Annotated in this window: 10 protein-coding genes; 1 reads left to right on the forward strand and 9 read right to left on the reverse strand. The window is 39.3% G+C overall.

Annotated features, from left to right (window positions below):
- Nucleotides 1-237 precede the first annotated feature (237 nt).
- From ACIY14_RS02150 to ACIY14_RS02190, 9 genes are all read right to left on the reverse strand, one after another.
- Entirely contained in the window at nucleotides 238-603 is a 366-nt protein-coding gene (locus ACIY14_RS02150) for a TIGR02328 family protein (RefSeq protein WP_409001351.1), read from the reverse strand.
- Nucleotides 587-991: a YbgA family protein gene (locus ACIY14_RS02155; RefSeq protein WP_409001352.1), complete on the reverse strand. Its 405-nt coding sequence runs from the start codon at nucleotides 989-991 to the stop codon at nucleotides 587-589. The genes ACIY14_RS02150 and ACIY14_RS02155 overlap by 17 nt, the downstream gene beginning before the upstream one ends.
- A gap of 122 nt (nucleotides 992-1113) precedes the next feature.
- Nucleotides 1114-4158, reverse strand: a complete 3045-nt coding sequence (locus ACIY14_RS02160; protein WP_409001353.1) for a type I restriction endonuclease subunit R — start codon at nucleotides 4156-4158, stop codon at nucleotides 1114-1116.
- Nucleotides 4159-4213: 55 nt separating this feature from the next.
- The gene (locus tag ACIY14_RS02165; protein WP_409001354.1) at nucleotides 4214-4687 is read right to left on the reverse strand and encodes a restriction endonuclease subunit S; all 474 of its coding nucleotides are present in this window, start codon (nucleotides 4685-4687) and stop codon (nucleotides 4214-4216) included.
- Between the two features lie 104 nt (nucleotides 4688-4791).
- Complete coding sequence (locus tag ACIY14_RS02170; RefSeq protein WP_409001355.1) at nucleotides 4792-5952, reverse strand: restriction endonuclease subunit S; 1161 nt, start codon at nucleotides 5950-5952, stop codon at nucleotides 4792-4794.
- Entirely contained in the window at nucleotides 5952-6956 is a 1005-nt protein-coding gene (locus ACIY14_RS02175) for a virulence RhuM family protein (RefSeq protein ID WP_409001356.1), read from the reverse strand. The genes ACIY14_RS02170 and ACIY14_RS02175 overlap by 1 nt, the downstream gene beginning before the upstream one ends.
- Nucleotides 6946-8517 (reverse strand): type I restriction-modification system subunit M, encoded by a 1572-nt coding sequence (locus ACIY14_RS02180; protein ID WP_409001357.1) that lies wholly within the window; start codon nucleotides 8515-8517, stop codon nucleotides 6946-6948. Before ACIY14_RS02180 ends, ACIY14_RS02175 begins: the two co-directional genes overlap by 11 nt.
- A gap of 110 nt (nucleotides 8518-8627) precedes the next feature.
- Nucleotides 8628-9773 carry an AbiH family protein gene (locus ACIY14_RS02185; protein WP_409001358.1) on the reverse strand — a complete coding sequence of 382 codons (1146 nt, stop codon included), beginning with the start codon at nucleotides 9771-9773 and terminating at the stop codon, nucleotides 8628-8630.
- 51 nt (nucleotides 9774-9824) lie between these two features.
- Entirely contained in the window at nucleotides 9825-12458 is a 2634-nt protein-coding gene (locus ACIY14_RS02190; protein WP_409001359.1) for a DEAD/DEAH box helicase family protein, read from the reverse strand.
- Nucleotides 12459-12591: 133 nt separating this feature from the next.
- Here ACIY14_RS02190 and ACIY14_RS02195 point away from each other — a divergent pair, with 133 nt between their 5' ends.
- The gene (locus ACIY14_RS02195) at nucleotides 12592-13209 is read left to right on the forward strand and encodes a TVP38/TMEM64 family protein (protein ID WP_000076176.1); all 618 of its coding nucleotides are present in this window, start codon (nucleotides 12592-12594) and stop codon (nucleotides 13207-13209) included.
- Nucleotides 13210-13213: the final 4 nt, after the last annotated feature.

Consider the following 13213-nt stretch of genomic DNA (forward strand, 5'->3'; position numbering starts at 1 on the left):
TGTCTCAAAAATTCCGTTCTAGATAATAATAAATTATTATCTAGAATACCACTATAGCGGGAAATATCCTCAAAAAGCTCACTTCGTTCGCACTTAGCGTATAAATAGAACTCAAAAGTTATTAAAAATAAATCCCAACACTCTTAAAAAGAAGACCTTAAAATCATTCTAAAGGTCTCATCTTTATTATTCGAAAAAATTACGAGAAGAGTTATAATGTGGAGCTAATCCTGACTCTTACTCCAACTCTATCCCCTTGTCACGGAGATTAGCCAGACATTCCTCATAGTATCCTGCATCATGCTCACTATAGATGGGCTTACCTAGCTTCTCCTCTGCTAAGTCTTGATAAGAAGGACAAGTCTTACCACGGTAGTCCTTGTCCAACCACTCTGGACTGACCTTGTAGCCACGGTTCGCCATCTCCTCCATGATCAAGCGATGATAAGCATAGAGACGATAAGGCGAGTGGGTAAAGACATAGTCCACCGTCGCATGCTTTCTGCCCCAGCCATTACCACGCAGGGCACAGCACTCTCGGTGTTGCCCTAGGAGCTGAGGACGGGGAAGTTGTGAAATCAAAGCCTCATGCCAAAGTCTCATGGGGGTCTCCTTTCAGTAAAGTCGAATGTTGCAAGTAGGTATTTGGATAGTGTTCAAGCAACTCTCGAGTTTTAGCGACTAAGTCTTCCTTGGAAGCCTGACCAAAGCGGTAGCGATCCAGCAAGAGCATATAGTCCTTTCGCTCAGCATCTGTCGCTTTCTTTTTGAAATAGCCCCAAATATGCTGAAAGGCATTGCAAACCTGACCCCTGTGTTCTGGGATTTGACAGGCACGGTCAATCATCTCTTGAACCTGACTCACCTCCACCTGTTCATTCTTCAAGTATTGGCGAATCTCATTGTAAATATTGCTAGAATGGCTCAAAACGAGGTATTTGTTCCTAGCCCAGAGTTGTTGGCATTGGGATTTTTGGTTAGTTTGTTCCATGTTTCTCCTTACTTTCTATCAGTTTCCAGGAAATATGGAAACAAAGTTATATCTTAAAAATGAGCGAATTATGAGTGTTTTTGTAGAGCCTGATTTTTCTAGTAAACCTTGTTTGACAATCCTTAAATACCTGAATATGTCTCTACTAACAACTGAATCTTACGTAAAACCTCTTGCTTTTTCCGTTCACGCGCTCCCTGTCTACGAGAAGTTGGTGGAATAATCGAATCCAAATCAGTCCCACTGTTTTCAGCATAACCTCGTTGAATTGATTTGTCGATGAATAATTGATAATCAGCTACAAGTTTCTCAGACTCAGCTAGGTCGTGAATCGCAATTTTCTTGCGTTCTTTACCATATTCGTAGAAAGCATTGATAATCCCATCATGGTCTTTCAGACTCGCTAAATCAGTATCATTAATGAATCCAATAACCAACTCTTCTTTGGCACGAATATCGATACTAGAACGAATCACACGACTAACTTCAGCTTTCATTACTTCCTTAGACTCAGAATTCTTCGATTTCTCAACAATCAATGCCAGAATATAGTCTAGATTGATCTCATCTGTTTTTAAGAGTTCGATTTCAAATTCAACATCTGAAAGGTCGACATCCAAATCCTTGGTCTTTTCATAGTTTTTAAGGTTCAAAAATTCATCTCGAATTTCCACATAGACACTTCTTAAATCCTGAAGATAACCTTCTGAAATAGGTTTGTCAATTTCTTGGAATTCGTCATAATTTCGAAGAACATTATCAAGCTTCAGCAACTCACCAAAGAGCTTAACAAACTCTTTTTTCTCATGCTCTGTTTCAATTTCCTGCGGATTCGGGAATCTTTCCAGAATTTCCTGACAGACTTCAGTATAGCCTTTGACCTCGATACCCGTTACTTGATCCACGAAACCATCCATGTATTCATTAAAGCTTTTTTCTAAGATAATTTCAAGTTTATTTGTGTCTCCAAAAGTCTTAATAGCTTCTTGCGTAGCCTTTTCTAAATCACGGAAACAAACGATATTCCCAAAAGGCTTAACCTTATTAAAAATTCGATTGGTTCTCGAGAATGCCTGAATCAATCCATGATAACGAAGGTTTTTATCGACAAAGAGAGTATTCATGGTCGGAGCATCAAATCCTGTCAAGAACATACCCACTACAATCAGTAAATCCACTTCCTTGGACTTAACTCGTTTAGAAAGATCACGATAGTAATTTTGAAACTCTTTGCCATCTGTCGAAAAGTTCGTCTTGAACATTTGATTATAGTCGTAGATTGCCTTAGCCAGAAACTCTTTAGAAGATAGAGGCATAGCTGTATCTTGAGGTTCTAGCTCTTCATCTTGAATTTCCCCATAAGCTGACTGTTCTTCGTTGGGTGCAAAGCTAAAGATGGTTGCAACCTTCAAGCGATTAGCTTCGGGTAGGCATGCCTGTTGTCGTTGGAGTTCGTCATAGTATAATTTTGCTGCTTCAATACTTTGTACAGCCAGCATGGCGTTAAAACCTTGCATCTTCTTTTGTTTATGAGTGTAATATTTACTCCGACGCGTCTTGTCATTATAAACTCTTAACAGGTACTCAGTGATGGTTGCTATCCGTTCTGGATGCAAAAGGAGCTCCTTCTCCATCTTCTTGAGTTTCTTCTCATCAATCTCTTGACCAACTGCTTTTTCAGCATCACTATATTTATTGATTTCAGGCTTGATATAGTTATAGTCAACCTTGAACTTCAATACTTTTTTATCTCGAATAGCATCTGTGATAACGTAGTTATGAAGTTGTTCGCCAAAAACTTCTTGTGTCGTTTCACCCGTCAAGCTATTTTCTGGGAAAATCGGTGTTCCTGTAAAGCCAAATAGAGCATACTGTTTAAAAGCCTTCTTAATACGCTTTTGCGCCTTCCCAAACTGCGAACGGTGACACTCATCAAAAATCAAGACACATTTCTTAGCATAGATTTCATGATTTGGATTTGCTGTTATAAACTTGTTTAACTTTTGAATGGTTGTGACAACGATTCGATCATCATTTTCTTCGATACTGCGTTGGAGCTCTTTTGTATTGTTGCTACCATTAACTGAATTTGGCTGGAATTTTTGATATTCCTTCATGGTCTGATAGTCAAGGTCTTTTCTATCAACGACGAATATCACTTTGTCAATGTAGTCCAACTCTGTTGCCAAGCGCGCAGTCTTAAAGCTGGTCAAAGTTTTTCCCGACCCCGTTGTATGCCAGATATAGCCACAAGCATTGATAGTGCCAAAGTTCTTCATTTCATTAGATGAATGAATCTTGCGCAAGATACTCTCTGTTGCTGCTATCTGATAAGGGCGCATGATGAGTAAGGTATTATCAGCATCAAAGACACAATACTTGGTCAAGACCTCCAAGAGGACTCGCTTACTCAAGAAAGTGACAGTAAAGTCTTCTAAATCGTGAATGGTTTTATTTTTACGGTCTGCCCATTCGCAAGTGAACTCATAATGATTTTTATTTTGAGCTGTCGTATTTGCAAAGTAGCGTGTATAAGTTCCATTAGAAATGACAAAAATTTGAATGTATTTGTATAAAGAATTTTCGCTATTGAAGCTTTCCTTGCTATATCTATGAATTTGTTCAAAAGCTTCTTTTAGACTAACCCCGCGTCTCTTCAATTCAATCTGAACTAACGGTAGACCATTGACTAAAATGGTCACATCATAGCGGTTGGTATGACTACCCACTTGGGTCACCTGGTTGATGACCTGCATGCTATTGTTATGAATATTCTTCTTGTCAATGATAAAAATATTCTTAATCCGTCCATCGTCAAAGACAAAGTCATAGATATAGTTTTCTTGAATTTTTCGAGTTTTTTCAACTAATCCTTCATTGGGGCAGTCTAAATACTCTACTACAAAGCGATCCCACTCAGCATCCGAAAAAGTCACCTTATTAAGTTTTTCAATTTGCACCTTGGCATTTGCTAAGAGCTCTTCAGGTGTATGAATATTTAAGCGTTCATAGTTGAGATGATTGACCAAATCAGAAATTAACTGATTTTCCAAATCTGCCTCAGACTGAAATTCTCTATCCGTGCGATACTCTGGTTGATACTCAGCCAAGAGAATCCCTTCATTTGTTTCCGCAATTACTTCATGTACTTTTGAATAATCAACCATTGCATGCTTCCTTTTTTGTTTTAATTGAGATTCTATCTCAAAATGATTAAAGAATTTATCTAGTAAAGTTTAATAATTGTTCTCTCCAGTATTCATACTGTTTCTGTCTCAGTTCGATTTCTTTCGGAAGACCCTCAGAAAGAGAGTTGGTTAAAGTATTGAAATTGTCAAGGGTAGAGACGATTCTTTCTTGTTCTGTAATGGATGGTAAGTAAAAAGTAATTTTATCAATAGCATCCTTAGATAATCTCGGAATACTTGCCTTTCGAACTTGCGATTTGAGTCTATCTTGCTTACTTACCAAGACATAGTAAATAAATTTATCAGAAATATTATCTGACGTCTCTAATGTGTAGACATCATCTGCTGCCCAAAAGTCCATAGCGCTATACCCAATTTCACCAGCCGCCCCTGCACAAATTACAAAGCTAGTATTTTTCACTCTGTTTGATTCGGTATAATATCCTAAGGGCGTCAAACTGTTTTGATAAACTGGAAAACTTCCTGTAGTAGCTAATTGTTGTCTCACAAGACGTTTCCCGCGTTGTAAATTGACAACTTGTCCCAACTTCACTCGAATTGGACCAAATACCCACTGTAAAAGTTTGATAATTGCAGAGTTGTCCCACTCCTCTACTCTACTCTACTCTCAGTGTACTCGCCTTCGGCGACGAATGTCAAGAGTTTTTCTCTAAAATATGCGTACTGTTTTTGGCGTAGTTCAATCTCCTTGGGAAGTCCGATGTTCAAGTCATGACAAACCGTATCAAAGTTGTCTAAAACTTCAACAATGCGGGATTGGATTTCGAGAGATGGAACTGGGATTTTGAATTTTGCAGTATCATTACTAGAAATTTGTGGCATCTGCATATTATTAGCGATGTTTTGAAAATGTTCTTTATTATGAATTAAGTAATGATAAATGTATCTTAAGTTGATATTTTCATTGTCTGAACTGTATGACCAAAATTCATTTTTAAAACTAAATGGTTCTGTGCAGTATTCAAAATCAATAATTCCACGAGATTTTACAACAATTGCCTCTTCTGTATGAATATCTTTATCGGGAATATCTCCATAGTTCACATCAGCGTAAGTCTTTCCTCCTGCAAAGATACGGATTGGCGCACCATCTTTGTGAAGTAATCTCATCTGACTAGCTGTAATTTTAGTTCCTTTTCCTTTTTTTAGACATTCGTTCAACTTCTTCCACTCAACCTGATAGACCTCATCCTCAAAAGATAACAGTTTATCTCGATAATAAGAATACTGCTTTTTACGTGAGGTCAATTCTGAGGTCAATTCTGTAACATACTCAGTGAATTTGTCAAGTGTTTGAACTATTTTTTCTTGAATTTCTAGAGGAGGGATTGGAATGAGAAACTTTGAATAAGTTCCAATCCATTGTCTACCATGTTGATCTGGTTTATAAGTTATTGTACCCAAATAATGCCATGCATAGCGTAATAAAACTTCGTTTTCAAATTCATCTTTTATCGTTAACATTTTCATTGCTGATGATTTTACTTTAAATTTAAAATCTACCCATTGTTTTGATGTAGTAAAATCATCAAAAATGATAACAGGATTGGTTTTGCTAGCTTGATAAATACCGGTTTTTTCATTTGTATAGCCTAAAATAAATGATTGTCCCGCAGTTAAAACAGGAATTTCATTACTGTCAGTATAAGCTTTACTTGATACAATATATTTGGTTGGTTGTTCATAATCTACTACTTCCCCCAACTCTTTCCACTCAACGGGACAGTTCTGGATTTCTTCTAGGATGTTCATCACTTACCTCCTTCCTTGGCTAGATTTTCAATGCTTTTGATTTCCTTGAGGTAATCTTTTTCAACTTGACTGAGGGTTTTGGCTTGGTAGCTCTTATATTCCTTATCTACCTTCTGCTTCATCTGTTCACGAGAGATAGAACCACTGTTAGCTAGCAAGTCTTCCCCCGTAGCCTGAAGGATACGATCTACGTGAGCCACCCAGTCCGCCATAGTCATGACTTCTTCTCGCTCTGCCTGTCTTTCAGCAAAATCGAGATATCCTGATACAAGCTGATTAAGTCCACGGAGTTCCCTTTCTGTCAGGTAGTTCTTGGCAACTTTTGCTTCAGATAGAGTAGGAAGGTCTCCCTTAAAAGTGGTCAAGCCCATAAACTCCTTTTCGCTATCGACACGGTTATAGATGAGTTCACTCGCAGTATTGTGGTGAATAGCGTAATGCATCTTGTTTTGCACCGTCGCAAAAAATTTCTTTGCCTCTGGTGAGTTTGCATTGTAGTCACTTGATGTAGCAAAGAGATCCAAGACCTGACGATAAAAGACTTTTTCACTAGAGCGGATGTCTCGGATTCTCTCAAGAAGTTCTTTGAAGTAAGAGCCTCCACCCAAGTTTTTCAAGCGCTCATCATCCATAGCGAAGCCCTTAATCAGATATTCTTTCAAGACTGTCGAAGCATAGTGTCTAAACTGGATTCCACGAGGGGAACGCACACGGTAGCCAATCGCTAAAATCATATCCAGATTGTAGTAGGCGACTTTTTTTGACTGAGTTTTACCAGCTATTGCACCGTGACGAGTGGTTGTCAACTGATAGTTGACAACCACTGCTTCATCCAATTCACCATCTTCAAAAATCGCCTTGATGTGTTTACTAATGTTTTGCTTAGAGGTTTGAAAGAGCTCGGCTAGTTCTTGTTGGGTCAGCCAGACCGTTCCATTATCCAAGTGGAGTTCAATCGCAGACTTGCCGTCATCTGTTCTATAGAGAATCACATCATTTGCCATGGCTCAATTCCTCTACAATCTTATCTATCTCTGCACGCAAGTGGTCAATCTTTGTCACAGTCTCTGCGATTTCTTTATTGAGCTCATCAATATCAATCTTCTCACGTGTATCTTCTTGTTCGACATAGGTTGAGACAGATAGATTGTAATCTTGCTCTGAGCCAATCACCTCATTATCAACAAGAGCAGATTTATAGTCAACATTTTGATAATTAGAGAATAATTCAACTATATGCTCGATATTGCTATCCGTCAAGACGTTGTTATTGGTCTCTTTTTTGAATTCTTTACTCGCATCGATAAAGAGAGTTTTATTTTCTAATTTATTCTTCGCCAAAACCAAGATCGTGGTTGCGATAGAAGTTCCAAAGAAGAGATTGTCTGGAAGAGCAATCACCGCTTCAACAAAGTTGTTATCTACTAGATACTGACGAATGGTCTTTTCAGCACCTCCACGATAGAAAATGCCTGGGAAACAAACAATAGCTGCTCGACCTTTATTAGACAGATGATTGAGACTATGCATGATAAAGGCAAAGTCAGCTTTTGACTTAGGAGCTAGTTTCCCTGCTGGCGCAAAACGGTCATCGTTTATCAGAGTTGGATCTCCATCTCCCACCCATTTGACAGAATACGGAGGGTTAGAAACGATAGCATCAAAAGGTTTCTCTTCCAAATGCTGAGGATTTAAGAGGGTATCTCCTCGCTTAATATCAAAGTTATTGTAGTTGATATTGTGTAAGAACATATTCATACGAGCCAAGTTATAGTTGGTCATATTAATTTCCTGACCAAAGAAACCACCCTCTAGGATATGATCTTCGTATTGTTTTTTCATTTGAAGAAGAAGAGAGCCTGAACCACATGTCGGGTCATACACCTTGTTAATCTTGTCCTTACCGACCATGACTAGGCGAGCTAGTAATTTAGAGACTGTCTGTGGTGTGAAAAATTCACCCCCGCTTTTTCCTGCATTACTAGCATAGTTAGAAATCAAGAACTCATAAGCATCCCCAAAGGCATCAATGTCATTTTCCTCAAAATTGCCAAAGTTAATGCTATTGATACCATTAAGAATATCAGAAAGGCGTTTATTTTTTTCTGGAACAGTTCCACCAAGGATGTTGCTTCGGGTATCCAAGTTATCAAACAGACCTTTGATATCATCTTCTGATTTGAAGCCAATCGCTGACTTCTCAATAGCTTGGAAAATATTGGCCAAGTCTTCGTTTAAATTTTCATTTTGCGAGGCGTTCTTGACGACATTTTCAAATAATTGACTCGGAAGGATAAAGAATCCCTTATCTTCAACTGTACCTGGTTTGAAATCTTGCTCAGCTTCTTGGTCACTTAAGTCAGCATAACGGAATTCTAAGTCGCCAGCCTCATGCTCAGCACGGTCAAAATAGTCTGCCATGTGCTCTGAAATAAAGCGATAGAAAAGGATACCTAGGATATATTGTTTAAAATCCCAACCATCTACAGCTCCACGAACATCGTCTGCAATCGCCCAAATTTTACGATGCAGCTCCTTGCGTTCTGCATTTTCTTTACTTGCCATTTTTACTTTCCTTATTAAATAAATGTATTATCTTTTCTATTTTATCATATTTCAAGAAAAACCACTCGACCTGACTAGAGCGAGTGGGCTATAAACTATTCTTAACTTTATTAAGGTAGTAGAACTTCTTTCATACCATCCTTATCATCACTCTTTATAAATACAATATTACGTTTTCCTGTTAACTCTATCAATTTTTCTTTACCAAGGATGATTGCGAGATTCTTAATAATTGAACGTTTTGCTAAATCATTAAAATAAGTGAAAATAAATCTATAATCATACTTTCCATTTTCTGCTAATGCAAAACATTTTTGAAATATTTCCTTATCCAAAGGGTCAACCGAGTGTCCAAAAACAATGATATTCTTTGAATTTGGAAGTTGACTTCCGAATTCGTCATCTATATCATAGAAAGTTCGTTTAAAAAAATTTTCAAAATCATTTCCCGTTTCTTTTACTACTCTTTGATAATATTTCTGGTAGGGAATTAAATCACTGTTAACATCATTTTCTTTATCCTCAATTCCAAAAACCATCGTATTGATTCGACTGAAAGTTCTAATTAAATCAATTCGCCCATGTATGCAATGAGTTCTCTTCTCAGAAGTTCCGTAGAGACGACCTGATGTGTTGGTATAATTAAAGTTTAGGACTGAGGAATTTGATAGATCCGATACTGCATCTAAAGCTGTTGGACTTGCTTTAAGCCCTTGAACCTCAAAATCAAGGTAGTCCAAATAAGACAGATAGATTTCTAAAAGTTCAATTAATAAATCAAGTTGCCTGATAAATTCATTATTAAATTTTTCAAGTGCAACTTCTCTTTCTAAAGAACTCCAGTCTTCCTCTTTATACAAGGAAATAAAACATCTCGCAACAAATGCTTTTGAACTATAATTCTTTTCTCTTTCTAATTTATCTTCAAGTACCCAAAATTGATTTACAGGTGCAATTTGAAAAAGTAAATCATTATTCTCCCTAAAATACATAATTGATTCTACAAGTTGCGAAATCATGATTTCAAGATTAGACCAATTATCTCCAAGGGTATCTTTGTTCTCATTAATAAATTTCAAATATAAATTATCTCTGTATTTCTCAATACTAATATTTTTAGCTTTTAGGAACTTCAGTAACTCCTCATTTGGATTAGAGAATAATTGTTTTTCAAATTCAATAAAATCGGTATACTTCGTCTTTCGCCCCATAGCAATATCAAAACCATTACCTAAAATTAAAATAGTATCTGCCATATTTTCTCCCTTTGCTTTTTTATTTTCTAGAGGGGTAATATTTTACTTCCCCTACTCCAACTGACTTTTAACCTTCTTCTTAGTCAAGGTACGGTCGTTTTTGTTAGAGAGAGCTTGGATACGAGCTTCGAAAAGGATTTGCCGTCCGGCCTCTGTTCGTGTGTAGACGAGGTGATAACGTCCGATAGTTGGCGTCAGAAAGTCAAGGAATTTCTGTGCTTCTTCCTTGCGCTTGTCAAAAAGACTAGGAACGGCATAGTAAGGTGACTGACCTTGTCGGACCTTATCCGCCTTCAAGAGATAGCGCTGGTTGTCCACTGGAGCAAAGAATTCTCCCACAGTCTGCACAAACAGCTCCTTGTCCCTCATGTTTCCTCCCTTGAGATAGGCGAAAACCATATAGTTTTCTTTGTCCTCCTCTACATGAACACGGGATTGATCATCCGCTAGATGCCCCGAATCTAGCAGAGCCTTTCGGATCTGCTCACCAAGGAATTGCATACGCCTATAGGGGCTTTTATAGAGGAGATAGCGTGATGTAGCAAAAGCTAGAAAGAGGAGACAGGCTACCGTAAGCCACCAAACACCGAGCAGTCTCAGTCTAAATAGCAAGACCAACAAATCTACTGCCAACAAGAGCAATGACATGCGAACCCATTTTAATGCATCAAGCAATAGCATGACTGGGATTTTCTTTTTTGGGGTTGCGACTTCTGTAACTATCTCAAATTGATCCGCTACGACGAGAGCATCTTGCCATTTTTGTCTCAAACCTGCTCGATCCTTGGAGAGACTCTTAACTCGCTCATTGTACTCACTAATTTGCTTTTTCTTAAAAGGGGGCTTTGGAAAATCCAAACGATCCAAACCGGTCTCAATACTCTCCTGATTATAAGCCAACCCAAGAAAATGCTCCATCCGTCGCGACAAGGTTTGCAGATCCTGATTGCTCTCTGGTCTAGGCTCCTCACCAGGAAGAGTGATAAGTGCTTGCGCTTGAACGGCTACCAGATGCCAGATGTTGCTGGTCTTTTCTGGATGTCCCGGCCAGATACGAATGGCACGCCCACGCATCTGGTTACTTAGCATAAAGCTCCCCACAAAGCTTCCGAGTATTAGGGAATTAACACAAGGAGCATCCCAACCCTCTCCGAGGAGAGATTTGGTTCCGACTAGGACTTGAATCCGCCCTCGTTGAAAAAGCTCCGTCACTGCCGCTACGATTCCCTTAGCTGAGCTAGGAAAACCAACCTGCACATAATCTTTTGGATCCAAGTGACCAATAGATGAGAAACTAAGAGGAACCTGAGGCAAGAGTTCCTTCAACTCTGCTGTCACATCGGTAGGCAAAATAACGACACTACCTGACAAGACAGCCAAAGACACAGGTATCTCTTGCTCCTGAGCTTTTCGACGAATGCTTTCAAAATAAGGGAGAACCCCCAACTGAGAAATAGTCGCCTGATCATCTCCCAGATAACTAGCAAAATCCTTGCGAATATAGTCAGCTAGTACTAACTGTCTCAGTTCCTGACCTAGACTCTCATACTCTGTCAAGAAGATATCGGCAATGGCAGACAATTTCCCCAGAGATTGGGTTAAAAGCTGATCGGAAGCCTTTGACTTAACCAGATAAACCTGACGCTTTTCCACCAATCCACGCGCCTTTAAGTCAGCCTCTATCTTTTTCCTATATGCATCCGAATCATCATACCAATCTGGCGTCTGATAGAGCATGCTCTGTAACAGCGTCTCCAGCCAGTAGGAGGTCAATGCTGGAAGCTTCTGGGTTCCCAGTAAATTTTGTAAAGAGGGAGGAATCGTTAACCCCTGAGAATGCATATAAATCAACATAGCAGACAAGTACTTGGGATCTTCTAAGAGAAAATCAGATGAAATATCCCCTTTGAGGACCTTAGACCCTGCTACAAATGTTTGAAAATCAGGATCGACTATAAGTTGGTGAATATAGTCCCACTTAGTCTCCTCAAACCGTTTGAGACGTTCCGCCTCTTCAGCTGTTGGTGAACACATATAGACAAAATCCTGATGAGGGCAAAGAGTGTCTTCCTTTACTAGTTCAGGTACCGTGATTTCTTGATCGATTTCCCCACACATACGGATATAGCGTTCCCAGAGTTCTGGCTCGCTGTCATAAGGTGGTGTCGCTGTCAGGGAGATGAGTTTCAGCGGTCCATACTGCTTGCGAAAGGCTTCCAGACTTTTCCACCATTCATTGCGCAGGTGGTGGCATTCGTCCAAACAAAGAGTCGCAACTTTCTGAGCTCTTAGGCTTGCAAGCAAATCAAACCCCACAAAATCCTCTGCTTCTCCATCTTCTTGTGATTGAAGTTGGTTCATGGCACTATGAAAAGCCTGATAGGTCACAATTGTTAACGCTTTCATCTCCTTTAAGTTTTGGGAAACGAGGTCTGAAAGTCTCTGACCATCCTCTAGAAAAGCAGCTTGGATCCTATCTACCCATTGTTCACGAATGGTGACAGTCGGAACTAATATGAGGGCTGGGTTGCCAAAACGAGCGATTAGCTCGATACCAATGGTTGTCTTTCCAGACCCTGGGGCAGCCACTAGATGAACATGACCGTCTGCTTGATAGTCCTGAAAACGATCCAAGACCTGTTTTTGGTATTGGCGCCAGCTTCCTTTAAAGTTTAAACCTAACATGATACCCCCTCATTCTATACCGTTATTTTCTTATTCTCATTTTACCACACTTATTTCACCAGTCAGATAATCCAAATAGTTTTTCTTCCCAAAATATGATATAGTAGTATCATACTATCTATGAGGAGTTTACATGTCACAGGATAAGCAAATGAAAGCTGTTTCTCCCCTTCTACAGCAAGTCATCAATATCTCATCTATCGTCGGGGGAGTCGGCACCTTGATTTTCTGTATTTGGGCCTATCAGGCGGGTGTTTTACAGTCCAAGGAAACCCTATCGGCCTTTATCCAGCAAGCTGGGGTTTGGGGGCCTCCACTCTTTATCTTTTTACAGATCCTACAAACCGTTGTTCCGATCATTCCGGGAGCTTTGACCTCAGTGGCTGGGGTCTTTATTTACGGCCACATCATCGGGACTATCTATAACTATATCGGTATCGTGATTGGCTGTGCCATTATCTTTTACCTTGTACGCCTCTACGGAGCTGCCTTTGTCCAGTCCGTCGTCAGCAAGCGCACCTATGACAAATACATAGGCTGGCTAGATAAGGGCAATCGTTTCGAACGGTTCTTTATCTTTATGATGATCTGGCCAGTTAGCCCAGCTGACTTTCTCTGCATGCTGGCAGCACTGACCAAGATGACCTTCAAGCGCTATATGATCATCATCATTTTGACCAAGCCTTTTACCCTAGTGGTTTATACTTATGGTTTGACCTATATTATTGATTTCTTCTGGCAGATGTTTTGAGAAT

The sequence above is a fragment of the Streptococcus sp. ST16 genome (assembly GCF_046098135.1).
GTDB lineage: Bacteria > Bacillota > Bacilli > Lactobacillales > Streptococcaceae > Streptococcus.